This is a genomic window from Empedobacter sp. UBA7620, assembly GCF_002484185.1.
GTDB classification, from domain to species: Bacteria; Bacteroidota; Bacteroidia; order Flavobacteriales; family Weeksellaceae; genus Empedobacter; species Empedobacter falsenii_C.
In genome coordinates this window covers 63,717-79,973 of the sequence record NZ_DLJI01000060.1, presented here as the reverse complement: position 1 = coordinate 79,973, position 16,257 = coordinate 63,717, and the positions used below count along the sequence as shown (strand labels likewise).

The following is a 16,257-nucleotide window of genomic DNA, read 5'->3' as shown; positions in this document are numbered from 1 at the left end:
TCGTATATGGACGGAAAAAATATTTTCACGCCTTTTTCTCAAGAAGATCTTATTCCTCAACCCGAGCGTTTAGAGATTCCTCATAAGAAAGAACGCTTTGATATTGGAATTCCAAAAGAAACAAATAATCAAGAAAAAAGAATTTGTCTTTCTCCTGATGCAGTCGAAATTTTAGTCAATAATGGACATCAAGTTACGATAGAAACTGGAGCAGGAGAAGGTGCAAATTATTCGGATAAAGAATATTCGGAAGCTGGTGCGCAAATTTCTTACAATACGCAAGCTGTTTTCGAGAAACCTATTATTCTAAAAGTTGGACCACTTACTTTAGATGAAATTGATTGGGTGAAACCAAATGCATTGATTATTTCATCTGTTCCGGCGAATACCTTAAGACGCGAATATTTTCAGAAATTAATTACAAAACGTGTAAACGCTGTTGGATTTGAATTTATTCGTGATGAACAAAATCATTTACCAGTCGTTCGCTTATTAAGTGAAATTGCAGGAACAACGGCAATTTTGGTTGCAAGTGAATTGATGTCTTCTACAAACGGAGGAAACGGAATTTTGATGGGCGGCGTAACAGGCGTTCGTCCAACAGAAGTTGTGATTCTTGGAGCTGGAACGGTTGCAGAAAATGCGACAAGAACAGCTTTAGGTTTAGGTGCTTCGGTTCGTGTTTTTGATAATTCATTAACAAGATTAAGACGATTACAACAAAATATAGGACAACGAGTTTCTACTTCTACATTAGATCCAAAAGAATTAGGAAAAGCTTTGCGACGTTGCGATTTAGCAATCGGTGCTCTTCGAGGAGAAACACGTACACCTTGTGTTGTAACTGAGATGATGGTGCAAAATATGAAAGCTGGCGCTGTTATTATTGATGTGAGTATTGATCAAGGTGGATGTTTCGAAACATCTGAATTAACAACCCATGATCATCCAATTATTATTAAGAATGATATAATTCATTATGCGGTTTCTAACATCACTTCTCGCGTCGCACGTACCTCTACCAAAGCGTTGAGCAATTATTTCTTGTCGTATTTATTCCAAATTTCAGAAGAATCTGGTTTTGCGAATGTGGTACAATCGGATAAAACTATAAGAAATGGCGTATATTTGTACAAAGGAAGAATTGTAAAAAAGAACTTATGTGATTGGTTTGATTTACCATTTCACGACATTAATTTATTGATCATATGACGTTTACGCAAAGATTTATGAAGTATTTGATGGGAGTTGGAATTGGGTTAGTTTTCGTCGCAATGGCGTTTGGACCTCGTGCTTTCTCATGTAATTACTTTCCAAATGCAAGGGTTTTGGATGAAGCTTTTTCAAAAAGATTAGCTATTTCACCAGAAGCTCAGGCATTTTTAAAAGCAGAAAATTTAGATTCGACATTCTTGAAAAAAGAATTATTCAAAAGAAGTAAAGTTGATTTTGATCACTCGAAAAAAGATCAGGTTCCTTGTAGAGAATATTTGGCAAACTATAAAAGCAAAGACAATACGAAAGATTATGATTTTGTATTAGAAATTTGTAAAGAAGATTCGAAATTAGTTTCCATCAAAAAGAAATAAAACAAAAAAACCACTTCGTTTGAAGTGGTTTTTTTGTTTATGATTAATTTATAAATTTCAAAATTACTAAAACAATTACGAAGATTAATATTGCGACAATAATTACATCTTTAAATTGTACTTTTTTAGTTCCGAACTCTACGTTTCGGTTTAAACTTTTTCTTTTTTTATTGGCTTGCATGGGTTGATATTAGACTGCAAATTTATTAAATATTATCAAATATCAAACCTTTATTTTATTCTAAGATATTTAATTTACAATAAGATATCTTAAATTCCAATTTCTATCTGAAAACGCGCATACCAGTTGTTTTTCTTTTCTAAATTATAGAATTTTTGTTGCTCATACGTGAACTCTGCTTGTAATTTGAACGCATGTTCCCAAATATATTTTGTCAAACCTAATGTGAATTGGTTTGTATTTGGCGTAAACTCAAAAATATCTTTATCTACTGTTTGAGTTGAATAACGTCCTATCACCTCCCAATGTTTCGGAAATGTGTACGAACCTTGAAAATCCATCCCTTCTCCATTATAAATATAATTAAAATCAGAAATATCCGCAGGGTTATAAAATAATACATTATCCGAATTACGATTCATATAAGAATACATCAAATTCCATCCACGATATTTTAACATCGCATCCAAAAACAATGATTTTATATTAGCTGTTCCTCCACCTACAATATCATCTCCTAACATTCCCGCCGTTCTATGCGCTCTATCATTATAACTATAAGCTCCCGAAAGCATCAATTTTGGTGTTTGTTCATGAACTAAATCACCTTCATAATTGCTCCCTCCTTTTGTAAATTCTCCAAGTGGAAACAGCTCAACTTTTCCTGTATAAGCTAAACCAGTATCTTTAAAATTTGTCCAATTTCGTCCTTCACCAGTAGAAATAGCTCCTCTCAAAATATATGAGAATTTTTCTTGATTTCTTTTATTGTATAAGACCTGAAATCCAAAATCGCGATCAATATTAAAATCTGCATTATTGATAGATCGATCCGTTAATTGTAATGCTCCAGAAGAATTAACACGTTGCCTATTTCCTGGAAGTTTTGTTTGACCAAATCCTAAACTCCAATGTTTATTTGGGTAATAGAAAATCATCGCATCACGAATAATATTCGTATTCTTCCCCTCTTCTGCTTTTCCTACATCACCTGCTGCAAAAGATAATTGCATCGAATAACCAAATTTTGGATCTCCGATATATCCATCAAAACGCAATCTTAAACGACGAATTTGTCCATCAATATTATCTTCTTCTCCATCATTATGATTATAACTAATGCGATTTTGCATACGAAATCTAATGTTGACCTGATAAAGACTATCTGGAGAAGTAATTCCCAATCCGTTACCATAGCTATAATAGGGCGACATCATATTCTTAAAATCCTGTACAGTTTTCTTTTTAGATTCTGTAGAATCTTTTACTTGCGCATACGAACTGATTGAAAATACAATAAGTATTAATATTAAAAATTGCCTCATGTTTATTTGTTTCTTGATTCGTGTGCAAAAATGCAGTTAATAAAATTAAATAATTGTAAAGCGTAAATTAAATTAACGTTAACAATGACTCGAAGTTACGTATTCGATGATTGTCATCAATTTCTATGATTTCGATTTGTTGTGGAAAAATATTTTGTTGAATTTCGAAGAAAGTTTTTAGTTTTTCAAAATCCAAAACTTCATCATGCACAGAAAGAAAAACCGTTGTATTTTCGAAACGATTCATATCAACTAAATACTGCGAAAGATTTTCAGGAAAATTATTTTCGACTTTCATTGAAACATCAACCAAAGGATTTAACAAAATCAATTCGCTCGATTTTCCATTTTCCTTTAATTTTTGTTGCAATTGCCAACCAAAATTCCCTCCAGTAGAGCTTCCTATAATTGTCAAATCATTTACCAAACCTTTTAAATGTTCGTAAGCTTCAAATAAAATAGTTGCAATATTCTCCTCGGTTTTCCATTCAATACAAATCGCTGAAGGATATTTTTTTAGAATAGTTTTGAATTTAGTTGAATTTGCCGAACTATTTAGTCCATGGATATAAACAATTTGTCGATTATTTGTATTCATATTTAGTGCAATTAAACCTTTAAATTAAACTTTTTCAATAAGTTAATCAAAATGAATTGTAAATTTAACAATATAATTGTGTTGTAAGAAATTCTTTTGACAAAAAAAGCGACCAAATAAATTTGATCGCTTTTATTATTTTGTAAAGTTATTTCTCAAGATCGAAGCCCCAATCAACTCCCTTAGAAATAGCAGGAACTCCTTCTGTCATCCATTTTGGAGCAGGTTTATCTTTCAGATAATGATCAAAAAATTGCACTTGACGTTGCTGAATATCATTTTTATTTGCACGTTTTATCAAGTTATGGTCATCACCATTATAATTTAACATCCAAACTGGTTTTTGTAAACGACGCAATGCCATAAACATCTCAATTCCTTGGTACCAAGGAACAGCACCATCTTCGTCGTTATGCATGATTACAACTGGCGTCGTAACTTTCGGCATATTGAACAAAGGCGAATTTTCGATGTATAATTCTGGCGCTTCCCACAAGGTTTTACCTATTCTACTTTGTGTTTGCTCGTACTGAAATTGACGACTCATACCCGTTCCCCAACGAATTCCACCATAAGCAGAAGTCATATTCACAACAGGCGCACCCGTCCAAGCCGCAGCATACATATTGGTTGCAGTAATCAAATGTGCTACTTGATATCCTCCCCAACTTTGCCCTTGTATAGCGATTTTACTTCCATTTACCCACGTATTTTTCTTCAATGCTTCTACTCCAGAATTGATATAATCTTCAGCAGATTTCCCAGGATGACCAATCGTGTACGAAATATCCGGAGTAAATACAATGTAATCGTTACTTACAAAATATGTATGATTGATACGAGAAGGTGTTGGCGCAGGCGCTTGATAACGATTCAAATTATCCGAAAGTTTTTCGTAGAAGTAAACAATCATTGGATATTTTTTATTTGGATCAAAATTCTCTGGTTTGTACACAACTCCAGTTGCATCTTTACCCGAGTACGTTTTCCACGTTACCAATTCACCATTCCCCCACAAATAATCTTTTTGTTGCGGATTGATTGCAGATATCTTTTTCTCATCTTTAAAATTTGTTGAAACATATACATCAGGCGAATTTCGGAACGATTCTTTTGTATAAATAAATTCGTTCGCATTCAACGCTTTTGTCATTTTTTGTGCTCCCCAAGTATTCGACATCACAACTTCTTCAGGATTTTTTGCTTTCGAAATAATTGTTTGATAAACTCCAGATTGTTTATTCTGATTATTAAAAGCACCTAAATAAACTAAATTATCACGATTAAGTGTTTTTATATCATCATTTAATTGATTGATATCAAACGTAATATTATGTTTACGACCGAAACCATTTGTCATATTTTCTGGACGACGATTTCCAGCCAAATCAAACTCCCAAATATCATAACGATCTTTGATTAAAACCGTTTCGTCATTATCCGTAAAATAAGCAACACCATATTCTTGCGCTAAAGTTGGCGAATCATTTTCTTCGTCATAGAATTTCACTTTTAGCTTTTTATTCAGAACTTTTGTTTCCTTTGTTTCGATATTATAGCTCGACCATAATCCATTTTCGGCATTATAAAAAACAGCAAATTTGCCATTCGGCGACATTTCCACTTTTCCAGCCAAAGCTTTTGCAAATAACTCGCGTTGTCCCGTTTTCGTATTAATGATATAATAATCTTTACGACCTGTTACATCCCAATTAGAGCTTAATCGATAGGCATTATCAGAAGTTCCTAAAGCAAAGTTTGAATTTCCTTCATTCAAAATTTCGGCTTGATTCATATCCAAATCTGCTAATTGTGTCACTTTTACAGGATTCGATAAATCAATCACTGATAAATACGAACGCTTTTTTTCACGCTCAAGATTCTTTAATTGTTGTGGTTGAATAAAATCATCTTTGTAACTCCAAACATCCACTTTTGCATAATCATCAGCGATTAAAGTTGTGTCTTTTTCTGCTAATTTCGGCATCAAACCAATGAACAAAGAATTTCCATCTTTACTAAATTTTGGTTGACGATTTTCTGAAACTTGCCAATCTTTTTTCAATCCTAACAATTCAGATTTCTTGATTTGTTGTGGATTATTTGTTGCAGAATAATATAAATAATATGTTTTATTTTCCTTTTTCTCTTCGTCAGAAGTTCCAACAAAAGCAACTTTATTTGCTAATTCATCAAACGCAAATTGTTTGAAATCTCCAATTGTATCAACCAATTGTTTTTGAACAAAAGTTGCTGTATTTACCAAGAAAACACCATATTTAGTTTTATCTAAACTGTCTTTTTTCTCTTGTTTTGTCGAAAAAATTAATTGTTTACCATTTTCGCTAAACTCATAATTCATTACATTTTTGAAAGATTTTTTCTGACCAGAAATCAAATTTCTCAACACCAATTCTAACGGCGTATCTTTTTTATCTTTACCCGCTGGTTTTGAAGGTTTATCTTTCGTTTTTGTAGAATCTGACTTGTCTTTTTTATCATTCTTCGCTTCTTCTTTTTCTAATAAATAAGCCAAAAAAGAACCTCCTTTTTTCGGTGTTTTGAATGATTTTATATTTGGTAATTTCTCAACTTGATTTGTTGCTAGATTTAATATTCCGATTGAATCTTTTGCAATTTCATGTTCTTTCTTTTTCTTAATTCGAACCAATTTCAAATCTTTATAAAAAGGTCGAATTTTAAAAACGGCAAATTTAGAATCTGCTGTAAAAACACTTTGTTCACCACGATGAAAACTTAGATTTTTATCCGTTTTCAAACCAAAAAAGTTCAATGTATTATCACTTTCTTGTGCATTGACTTGATAAGCAACCCACGAACCATTATTCGATAATTCTTTCATTCCAATTGATTGCCATTCATCAAAAACAGTCAAATCTAATGGTTTCTTTTGCGCATCAACATTTGTTGCCAATAAAGCGATTGCCGCAGCATACATTGCTTTTTTTGTCATCAGTTGAGTCGCATAATTTTTCAATATTTTAGTAGATAATTTCGATTTCATTCTAACTAATTTTATGCGTTAATTTTATAGAAGTGTGAAAATACTAAAGTTTTTACAAACTATGAGGATATTTTAGTTTAATAATACTTTCGGTTGTATTTTTGTTAAAATTCTTTTTATGAAAAAATATCTATTAAGTATTGGATTTGGAATTTCGATGATTGCCTCAGCACAAAATATTCAGGTTGTTCCACTTGGAGTTTATGGTGGTAGCAACGAGAGTAATCTTTCTTCTTATTTGATTGGTGAAGAAACGACAAATAGCTATTTGGCGTTGGATGCAGGGACAATTCTTTCTGGAATCAATAAAGCAATAGAGAAAGGTACTTTTGAAGAACAAAATAGTAAAGTTCTGAAAAATTATATCAAAGGATATTTTATTTCTCATGGACATTTGGATCATCTTTCAGGCATGATTATTAATTCTCCAGAAGATGCAAACAAGCCTATTTATGGTATTTCTGAAACAATTTCAGTTTTAAAAAATAAATATTTTACTAATGATGCTTGGGCAAATTTTGCCAATGAAGGCGAATCGCCAATTTTGAATAAATATTACTACAAATATGCAGAAATAGGAACACCTTTCACAATAGAAGGAACTAATTTTACAGGAACAATTTACGAATTGAGTCATGTAAATCCTTTGAAAAGTTCGGCAATATTAGTAGAAAATGGTTCAAGTGCAGTCTTATATTTTGGTGATACAGGAGCAGATCGTATCGAAGGAACTAAAAATTTAACAACTATTTGGAAAGCAATTGCGCCTAAAATTAAATCAGGTAAACTGAAAACAATGATGTTAGAAGTTTCTTTTCCTAATTCTCAACCTGAAAAATTATTATTTGGTCATTTAACACCAAAATTGATGAACGAAGAATTAGGTGAATTAGCGAAAGAAGTTGGAAAAAGTAAGTTGAAAGGTTTTACAATCATCGTTACTCATATCAAACCAAAAGATGATTATGAGCAAAAAATTAAAGACGAATTGTTAAAAGATAATCCATATAATATCAATTATATTTTTCCTCAACAAGGAGAAAGAATAATTCTTAAATAAATAATAATTACGAATTTATCATTTAAAGACAAGATAATTTTTAACCATTTTATTTTAGTCGGTCAATTTTTATTATTTTGATAAATTAGCGCTATTGATTTTTCATTAATTCGTGTGGCTATTCTACATTTGAATAAACCATAAGAAAAAATGACCGCGCAAATAGGAGAAATTTTATTAATCGACAACCAACAATATATTATAGCCGAACAACCATTACATCATTATTTTAGAAAATTAAATCATCCACCTTATTTTACTCCACCTTCGCCAACATGCTGGAGAGGATATTATGGGAAATGGGAATTGAGAAATGACGAATTGTTTTTGATTAATTTCAGAGGATATTTGGATGGTTTGGATGAAGTTGAATTGAATTATTTGTTTCCGAGAAGAGAAGAAGTTTTTGCGAGCTGGTATTCTGGAATCATTAAAATCTCACAAGGAAAATTATTACAATTTAACCAATTGACACATACATCAATTTATGAAGAAGATTTAATGTTGTGTTTTGAAAACGGAAAACTAATCGATTATATCGTTCATAGTAATTGCACAAATTCTGAACGAGAAGTTGAGATCTAATCAATCGAATACTTCAAAACTTGTCGGTGAATTCGTCTTGTTATTTGACCTTATTATTCTTTCGAATTCACCGATTTTTATAAAATAAAAAAACCAACTTTTCAGTTGGTTTTTTCTTTTATCATCAAATCAAAAATTAACAATTCTCGATTACGCTTTTTACCACGCGAATTACATTTGGCATTGCTGTATTCGCTGCATTTAATACATCTTCGTGCGAAACATCGAATGAAATTTCTGGTCCACCTAAATCTGTAATAATAGATAAACAGAAAACGCGCATATCCATGTGACGAGCAACAATAACTTCAGGAACTGTACTCATACCAACACAATCTCCTCCAATAAAACGAACCAATCCGTATTCAGATGGCGTTTCGAAAGTTGGTCCTTGTAATCCTACATAAACTCCTTGATGAACCAGGATATCATTTGCTTTTGCAAATTCTGCCGCTTCATTCAACATTTCTCTGTCATATGCTTTAGACATATCCACAAAACGAGGTCCTAATTCGTCAATATTTTTTCCGCGTAAAGGATGTTCTGGCATCATATTAATATGATCTTTTACCAATAAAATATCTCCAACTTGGAAATTTGGATTAACACCTCCAGAAGCATTCGATAAAACAACTTTCTTAATTCCTAATCCATTGAAAACACGCATTGGGAACGTTACTTCTTCCATCGAATATCCTTCGTAATAATGAAAACGACCAGCCATCATCAAAACTTTTTTACCTAAAATAGTTCCGTATACTAAATGACCTTTATGCCCTTCTACTGTTACTTGAGGAAAGTTTGGTATATCTTTGTAGCTAATAACAACTTTATTTTCTACTTCGTCTTCTAATTTTCCTAATCCAGACCCTAACACAATTACAAATTCTGGTTGATCTGGCAATAAATTATTGATGTACTTTACAGCCTCATTAATTCTGTCCAACATACTCTAAAATAGTTTGATTAAATTTTTCTTTATCGTTAATATCGATACTAATCGGAATGTAGTATAAATCGTCTTTTATCATGGATTCTTCCATCAAACGCATATAATCTTTCTCCGTTGTCATGATAATTTTATCAAAACGCTTTCTACCTTCCGTATCTTCGTATCGTTTGTAAATATACTCAATTTCTGATTGACTAAAATTATGATGATCTGGATATTCTAAATGCAAGACATTTGCAAAGTTTTCTTCCGCAAATTTTACCAAACCATCTGTTTTAGCAATTCCTGTAACTAAAATAACATTCAGATTTTTCCAAGTCGATTTCTCAACATTATCCAATTTCCCAATCAATTTGTTATCATAAACAATTTTCGAAAAAAATAATTGCTGATGAGATTTTAACTTAATCTTTTTCGAAATTTCTTTGTGTTTTTCTTCCGAAATTCTGTCTGGACATTTCGTTACAATTATAATATCTGCACGACGAACTCCACTTCTACTCTCTCTCAAATCACCTGCTGGCAATAAAAAATCTTTATAATATGGATTATTAAAATCTGTCAACAAAATATTGAAACCAGCTTTAATTCCACGATGTTGATAAGCATCATCCAACAAAATTGCTTCCGCATTATAATGATCAATTAATTTTTGCGCACCAAAAGCTCTGTCCTCACAAACTGCAATCAAAATTCTGTTCTTGAAACGTTGAAAAAACTGCATTGGTTCGTCTCCAATATCATAAACTTTGGATGAATAATTTGCAATCAAAAAACCTTTTGTTTTTCGTCCATATCCTCTACTCAATGTTGCAATTAATTTTTCGTCTTTCAACAAATCAATTAAATACATAATATGAGGTGACTTTCCCGTTCCGCCAACAGACAGGTTTCCAACATTAATAATTGGAATTTTGAATGATGATGAACGCATCATTCCTATATTGTAAAACAGATTTCGAACCGAAGTTCCAATCCAATATAAACCAGAAAATGGAAGTAAAAATCTACGCCAATTCATTTTTATTTTTAATATTAAGCGAAAATACTATTTTCAATTTTAATTCTAAAAAAAGAAACACTTCATTTCTTTATTCAGCGAAAAAAAACCTATTCTATCGGAACAGGTTTTTAATTATTTATTAATCGTATAATTTATTCAATTCGTTGGCATAACTCGTTTTATCCTCTATCTTCCAACCATAGGTTTTGGCAAGGAAATACAAATCGCCAAGATTTTGAATTAATTGTTGATGTGCTTCTTGTTTTAGTTTGGTTTGATCAACGGTTTTTTCTACATGCTCTACAGCACGTTTCTTAATTCCGTTCAAATCATCTTTACTAAATTTATTGAAAACACTTTGATCCATGTCATAAAAACTAACATCTGGATACACTTGGATTTCAACTGGAGGAATAGATTTGATGATAATTTTTTTATTCACCGAATCCAATTCAATATCCATTTTTTTCAAATCATACGTTGCTTGTGCTTTGGCTTTCACCAAAAGTGTCACCTTTTTATCCGCAGAAAAAATATCAGTTAAACCTGGCAACGATTTCTTTGACGTGTGATTGTATAAATCTGAATAGGTTTGTTCTGCAACAATCATTTTATTCATTCGTTCGATTTGATACGCAATCACATGAGATTGTTCGGTATAACTTTCAGATTTGAATTTATCCATGATGAAATACGTTATCATCACACCAAAAATGAAGGCTACAACGACTAGAATTATTTTCTTTAAATTATTCATTTGCATAANNATCTGTGCCAAATCTTCTTCTAAATAGCCAGAAACTGGAGATTCTACAATTCTACCAACTTCTTCTTTTTTATTATTATATACGATAATTGTCGGAACGTGCGTCACATTTTTATTGATTTCTTCTCCGTTGAAGCTTTTCTTTTGACGGTTTACACCAATCACTTTCAAACGATTTTGAGGAAATTTAATATCATCTAAAATTTTATACAAACGTGGCAATTCACGACGAGAATCTGGACACCAAGTTCCTACAAAAACTTCCAAGCGATAATTGCGTAAATCTTTTAAACCTTTTAATTTACTTTTTTCAACTTCGTACGTGTCATATTCGTGGTGGTACCATTCCTTAAAATCATCTTCTTCCAACGCTTTTCTAGTGAATTCTCCTGTCAACATTTTCTTCCCATTTTCAGCTGTAATCGTACGATTCAACACTTTATTTTGAGCAAAAGATTGTGTAGAAAATCCTAACATTGCCACAAGTGCAATTGCCAATATTTTTTTCATTGTATTTTTAGTTTATAGGTTAAATGTATAAATAATTATGAAATGATTTGACCATTTTCAACTTTAATTGAGCCAATTTCGAAAGTCGCCAATTGATTCAAAAAAGGATAATTTTTAGTTATTCCTTTATAAACTTGTTTTTCAGCATCAATTTCGAGATGACCAATAAATTTTCGTAAATCACCAATTTCAATAATTTTCGCGATTTGCACTACCGAATTATTTTCTTCGTTGTATTCATCTTCAAAATAAATTCCCAAATCAACAACAGAAGAATTTTCTCCATTTTGGATTTGAACATTATGAATGACAACATCCAAATATTTTTGTCCATTTTGAGGAATCGATAAATATTCATCAAACGGAAAATTTTCTTGCGTAGCTAAAGCATTCAATCCTGCTAAAATAGCCAATGCATTGTATTTTCTTGTTGTATTTCGTTGATAATCATTCGGAAAATGTCCCGCTTCAAATAATACGCAAGGATAACCCATTTTTGTAAAATTATCTCCAGTTGACATCGGATAAAACTCTGATGTATAACGACCTACATGACCAGAAATTACTTTTTGCAATTCTGTATTCATTGCCTGAATAATTCCCATAGTTTTCTCGCGAACTTCGTTTACATCTTCTTCAACATTATAAGAAGGAGCTAAAAATGATAAAGTCGCTGGGTTAGCGGTTTGTCCAACATTGAAAATCGTACGTTGATCATGTAAATTGAATAAGGTTTGATAATTTCCTTTCTCCACTTGATTTAACAAAACGTGAATTTCTGTTGATTCTTTTGCTAAAAAATCACGGTTAATATCAATTCCAACCGCATTTCTACGTGTATTAACATTTGCACCATCAGGATTTAGCATCGGAATAAAATCAATCGTCAATTGAGATAAAATGGTTTGAGCTAATTCAGATTTTTGTTCAAAAAAATTAATCACATCAAACATTGCACGCGTTCCAGAAGATTCGTTTCCGTGCATTTGAGACCAAATTAATAAACGTTTTTCTCCAGTGCCGAAACTTAATTTATAAATCTCGTTTCCTAAAAAAGATGTTCCAATTTGTTCTTTTTGAGTTGATTTTAATGAAAAATATTGATTTAAAGCTTCAAAATTTAACCATTTCGAATCAAAACCTTCTTGTCTGAAAGTTGAATATTCTTTCTCTAATTGATGAATATCAAACATATTTTTTACGTTATACGTTTATAAGTTCTATGCTATAAATTTTTAGAAAATATAATTCATCTTAATTCTCGATATAATTTTCAGAAATAATCTTTCTAAAAATCACTCGAATTGACAAATTTTAATTCAAAATATATAACATTATTATTTATACTAAATTGATTTCTTGAAAGTTTTGCGACGTTTGTGATTTACAGGATCATAAGCTTTCCATAAAACTTGAATACTTTCGTTGTCCGCTAATTCAGGGTTTGTTTCCAAAAATTTGATCCCGTTGTTTCTAAACGTATCAAACATTGCATTAAAAATCAATGCTGTAACTCCCTTTCCTTGAAATTTCGGATCAATTCCAATCAAATAAAATTGAGCAGAATCATTATTTTTACTTGCTTTCATCAAATGCCACCAACCAAAAGGAAAAATTTTACCTTTCGCTTTTTGCATCGCTTTCGAGTAAGAAGGCATCGTAATTGCAAACGAAACCATTTTTCCGTCTTCATCAACAATACAGTTCACAAAATCTGGATTGATAAACGGAATATATTTCTTTTTGTAATATTCTATTTGGTAATCCGCAATTGGCACATAAGTATCCAATTCGCTGTAAGTTTTATCTAACAAATCGAACATTTCGTCGACATACGGAATAATTTCAGAAGTTTTTGTAAACTTCAATTCTCGTAATTTGTAACGTTCTCGAATAATTTTATTAAATTTGATAACCTTTTCTGGCAATTCTGTTGGTGCAGCCAATTCATATTCCACCCACTCATTAGCCGTTTCAAAACCTAATGATTCTAAGTGTTGCGCATAGTACGGAAAATTATATAAACCAACCATTGTAGCCAATTTATCATATCCGAAAGTTAGCAAACCTGCCTTTTCCAAATTCGAAAAACCAACTGGTCCCTCTATATATTCTAATTGATTTTCTTTACCTATTTCCGTGACTTTTGCCAAAAGTACTTTCGTGACTTCGATATCATCAATCATATCAAACCAGCCGAAACGCATTTTACGTTTTTGTTGATTATTGACTTCTTGCCAATTGATAATTGCCGCAACACGTCCCACAATCTTACCTTCTTTTTCAGCAAGAAAATAACGCGCTTCAGCATCTTTAAAAACGGGATTTTTAGAAACATCTAATGTTTCCTTCTCCTCATTAATAAAGGGTGGAACGTAATATTGATTATCCTTATACAAATTCATCGGAAACTTAATAAATGCTTCCAAATCGTGTTTTGATTGTACTTCTATTATGCGAATACTCATAGCTTACAAAGGTAATGAGTTTTGTAATTTCAATTCAAAAATTTTTGAGCAAAATGTCAGTTTTTGTTCATTTTTATATGATTTAATACAGAACTCTGCCAAAAAAACTAACTTTTCTGCTATTTTTGTCTCTATTCACTTATTGGAATACTTTTTGAATTTTGAATAAATATTAAAATTGATTAAAAAATAAAATAGAAAATAGATGACAGGTTATTACATTATTATTGGGTTATTTATGCTGATTAGTTGGTTTGTTAGTAACCGACTGCAAAGTAAATTTAAGTATTATTCGAAAGTACATTTAGCAAACGGAATGTCAGGAAAAGAGATTGCCGAAAAAATGCTTTCTGATAATAACATTCACGATGTTCGTGTTATATCTACTCCTGGACAATTGACGGATCATTACAATCCTGCTGATAAAACGGTAAACTTATCGGAAGTTGTTTACCACGAACGAAATGCAGCGGCGGCGGCAGTTGCAGCGCACGAGTGTGGTCACGCAGTACAACATGCGGTTGGATATAATATGTTGCAATTACGCTCGAAAATGGTTCCAATGGTAAACGTTGCATCTCGCTTAAATCAATGGATTTTGATGTTAGGATTAATCGTAATGGCTTCATCTAAAAATGCAACTTTATTGTGGATTGGTATTTTCTTATTTGCGGTAACAACAGTTTTCGCATTTGTTACTTTACCTGTAGAATATGACGCTTCCAACCGTGCGTTAGCTTGGTTAAAAGGAAACAATATGGTAATGCCAAACGAATATGAAGGCGCAAAAGATTCATTAAAATGGGCTGCAAGAACTTATGTAGTAGCGGCGATTGGTTCATTAGCGCAATTACTTTATTTTGTAATGATGGCAATGGGCGGACGACGAGATTAAAACTTAATTATTATAAAATTAAAAAATCCCTTCAAAAATTTTTGAAGGGATTTTTTATTATTTCTTATCGTATAATTTATTGTATAAATCTTGATATTTAGCCAAGACATTTTTACGTTTCAATTTTAATGTTGGCGTTAATAATCCATCATCAATTGTCCATTCATCAGGAGTTAATTCAAACTTTTTGATTTGTTCCCAATGTCCTAAACCTTTATTCATTTTTTCAATTTCACGACCTATAATATCTAAAATTGCAGGCTCTTTAATTAAATCTGCCTTCGTTGCAGGTTCAGCAATTCCTTTGATACGTAAATAATCTTTCAACACTTGGAAATTAGGTTGAATAATCGCACAAGGCATTTTCTCTCCTTCTCCAACAACCATTACTTGCTCAATAAAACGAGATTGTTTGAATTTATTTTCGATGATTTGCGGCGCAATATATTTACCTCCAGAAGTTTTGAACATTTCTTTTTTACGATCAGTAATTTTAAGTAAACCTCTTTCAAGAACTCCAATATCACCCGTTTTGAAATAACCATCTGGCGTGAATGCTTCAGCAGTTTTTTCAGGATCTTTGTAATAACCTTGTGTAACGTTAGGACCTTTGACTAAAATCTCTCCGTCTTCTGCAATTTTAACCTCGATTCCTTTTAATGGAGCACCAACAGTTCCGATTCCAAAACCGTCTTTCTTCATACAATTCACCGAAATTACGGGAGAAGTTTCTGTCAAACCATAACCTTCTAAAATAGGAATTCCAGCACCCCAGAAAATATGATTCAAACGTGCTGCTAAAGGCGCAGATCCCGAAACCATACATACTAAATTACCACCAACTCCTTCTTTCCATTTACTGAAAACCAAACTTTTCGCAATTGAATGTTTCAAACCAAATAATCCACCTTTTGGATTGTAAGGATCGTAATCTTCAACAAGGCTTAAAGCCCACATAAAAATTTTCGTTTTAAGACCTCCTGCAGAAGCACCTGTATTGTAAATTTTATCGTAAACTTTTTCTACTAATCGTGGTACAACCGTCATTACATGCGGTTTCACCTCTTTCATATTATCTCCTAATTTATCAATGCTTTCTGCATACCAAATTCCTATACTCAAATGTTGATACAAATAAATCAACATACGTTCGAAAACGTGATTAATCGGAAGAAAACTCAATGCAATCGCATGATTTGGAAAATCTGGAATGCGATCAACGGACATTAAAACATCAGAAACGATATTTTCGTGCGTTAATACAACACCTTTCGGACGACCTGTTGTTCCAGAAGTATAA

Annotated in this window: 14 protein-coding genes; 5 read left to right on the top strand and 9 right to left on the bottom strand. The window is 31.9% G+C overall.

Annotated features, from left to right (window positions below):
• Positions 1-6: 6 nt before the first annotated feature.
• A complete protein-coding gene (locus B2217_RS15795) occupies positions 7-1,212 on the top strand; it encodes an alanine dehydrogenase (protein ID WP_180904676.1) in 1,206 nt (401 codons plus the stop codon).
• A gap of 17 nt (positions 1,213-1,229) precedes the next feature.
• Positions 1,230-1,589, top strand: a complete 360-nt coding sequence (locus B2217_RS15790) for a hypothetical protein (protein WP_147280013.1) — start codon at positions 1,230-1,232, stop codon at positions 1,587-1,589.
• A 270-nt stretch (positions 1,590-1,859) separates the two neighbouring features.
• On the opposite strand, the gene B2217_RS15785 is transcribed toward B2217_RS15790, so the two are convergent.
• The 3 genes from B2217_RS15785 to B2217_RS15775 form a co-directional block, all read right to left on the bottom strand.
• A complete protein-coding gene (locus tag B2217_RS15785; RefSeq protein WP_180904677.1) occupies positions 1,860-3,095 on the bottom strand; it encodes a porin in 1,236 nt (411 codons plus the stop codon).
• Between the two features lie 67 nt (positions 3,096-3,162).
• Positions 3,163-3,693 (bottom strand): YqiA/YcfP family alpha/beta fold hydrolase, encoded by a 531-nt coding sequence (locus B2217_RS15780; protein WP_180904678.1) that lies wholly within the window; start codon positions 3,691-3,693, stop codon positions 3,163-3,165.
• Between the two features lie 148 nt (positions 3,694-3,841).
• The gene (locus tag B2217_RS15775) at positions 3,842-6,718 is read right to left on the bottom strand and encodes an alpha/beta hydrolase family protein (protein ID WP_291123145.1); all 2,877 of its coding nucleotides are present in this window, start codon (positions 6,716-6,718) and stop codon (positions 3,842-3,844) included.
• Between the two features lie 118 nt (positions 6,719-6,836).
• Here B2217_RS15775 and B2217_RS15770 point away from each other — a divergent pair, with 118 nt between their 5' ends.
• On the top strand, positions 6,837-7,778 hold the full coding sequence (locus B2217_RS15770; RefSeq protein WP_280051594.1) for an MBL fold metallo-hydrolase: 942 nt from the start codon (positions 6,837-6,839) through the stop codon (positions 7,776-7,778).
• Between the two features lie 150 nt (positions 7,779-7,928).
• Positions 7,929-8,363: a hypothetical protein gene (locus tag B2217_RS15765; RefSeq protein ID WP_291123142.1), complete on the top strand. Its 435-nt coding sequence runs from the start codon at positions 7,929-7,931 to the stop codon at positions 8,361-8,363.
• Positions 8,364-8,499: 136 nt separating this feature from the next.
• Here B2217_RS15765 and B2217_RS15760 read toward each other — a convergent pair whose 3' ends face one another.
• The 5 genes from B2217_RS15760 to B2217_RS15740 form a co-directional block, all read right to left on the bottom strand.
• Complete coding sequence (locus B2217_RS15760) at positions 8,500-9,312, bottom strand: purine-nucleoside phosphorylase (protein WP_115001055.1); 813 nt, start codon at positions 9,310-9,312, stop codon at positions 8,500-8,502.
• The gene (gene lpxK, locus B2217_RS15755; protein ID WP_291123139.1) at positions 9,296-10,336 is read right to left on the bottom strand and encodes a tetraacyldisaccharide 4'-kinase; all 1,041 of its coding nucleotides are present in this window, start codon (positions 10,334-10,336) and stop codon (positions 9,296-9,298) included. The genes B2217_RS15760 and lpxK overlap by 17 nt, the downstream gene beginning before the upstream one ends.
• 121 nt (positions 10,337-10,457) lie before the next feature.
• Positions 10,458-11,483, bottom strand: coding sequence for a DUF4230 domain-containing protein (locus B2217_RS15750; protein ID WP_422653379.1), 1,026 nt, complete (start codon positions 11,481-11,483; stop codon positions 10,458-10,460).
• A 146-nt stretch (positions 11,484-11,629) separates the two neighbouring features.
• Entirely contained in the window at positions 11,630-12,787 is a 1,158-nt protein-coding gene (locus tag B2217_RS15745; protein ID WP_038336088.1) for a M14 family zinc carboxypeptidase, read from the bottom strand.
• A gap of 153 nt (positions 12,788-12,940) precedes the next feature.
• Entirely contained in the window at positions 12,941-14,062 is a 1,122-nt protein-coding gene (locus B2217_RS15740) for a GNAT family N-acetyltransferase (RefSeq protein ID WP_125350449.1), read from the bottom strand.
• A gap of 205 nt (positions 14,063-14,267) precedes the next feature.
• Between B2217_RS15740 and B2217_RS15735 the strand changes: the two genes are divergently transcribed.
• On the top strand, positions 14,268-14,957 hold the full coding sequence (locus B2217_RS15735) for a zinc metallopeptidase (RefSeq protein WP_115001061.1): 690 nt from the start codon (positions 14,268-14,270) through the stop codon (positions 14,955-14,957).
• Between the two features lie 57 nt (positions 14,958-15,014).
• Here the strand turns inward: B2217_RS15735 and B2217_RS15730 are convergent.
• On the bottom strand, positions 15,015-16,257 hold a 1,243-nt coding region (locus B2217_RS15730; RefSeq protein WP_291123134.1), incomplete at its 5' end, for an AMP-dependent synthetase/ligase.

Bases quoted from the DNA above. Each gene is read 5' to 3' on its own strand.
- B2217_RS15795 (WP_180904676.1), top strand. From the start codon at position 7: ATGGACGGAAAAAATATTTTCACGCCTTTTTCTCAAGAAGATCTTATT.
- B2217_RS15790 (WP_147280013.1), top strand. From the start codon at position 1,230: ATGAAGTATTTGATGGGAGTTGGAATTGGGTTAGTTTTCGTCGCAATG.
- B2217_RS15785 (WP_180904677.1), bottom strand. From the start codon at position 3,095: ATGAGGCAATTTTTAATATTAATACTTATTGTATTTTCAATCAGTTCG.
- B2217_RS15780 (WP_180904678.1), bottom strand. From the start codon at position 3,693: ATGAATACAAATAATCGACAAATTGTTTATATCCATGGACTAAATAGT.
- B2217_RS15775 (WP_291123145.1), bottom strand. From the start codon at position 6,718: ATGAAATCGAAATTATCTACTAAAATATTGAAAAATTATGCGACTCAA.
- B2217_RS15770 (WP_280051594.1), top strand. From the start codon at position 6,837: ATGAAAAAATATCTATTAAGTATTGGATTTGGAATTTCGATGATTGCC.
- B2217_RS15765 (WP_291123142.1), top strand. From the start codon at position 7,929: ATGACCGCGCAAATAGGAGAAATTTTATTAATCGACAACCAACAATAT.
- B2217_RS15760 (WP_115001055.1), bottom strand. From the start codon at position 9,312: ATGTTGGACAGAATTAATGAGGCTGTAAAGTACATCAATAATTTATTG.
- lpxK (WP_291123139.1), bottom strand. From the start codon at position 10,336: ATGAATTGGCGTAGATTTTTACTTCCATTTTCTGGTTTATATTGGATT.
- B2217_RS15745 (WP_038336088.1), bottom strand. From the start codon at position 12,787: ATGTTTGATATTCATCAATTAGAGAAAGAATATTCAACTTTCAGACAA.
- B2217_RS15740 (WP_125350449.1), bottom strand. From the start codon at position 14,062: ATGAGTATTCGCATAATAGAAGTACAATCAAAACACGATTTGGAAGCA.
- B2217_RS15735 (WP_115001061.1), top strand. From the start codon at position 14,268: ATGACAGGTTATTACATTATTATTGGGTTATTTATGCTGATTAGTTGG.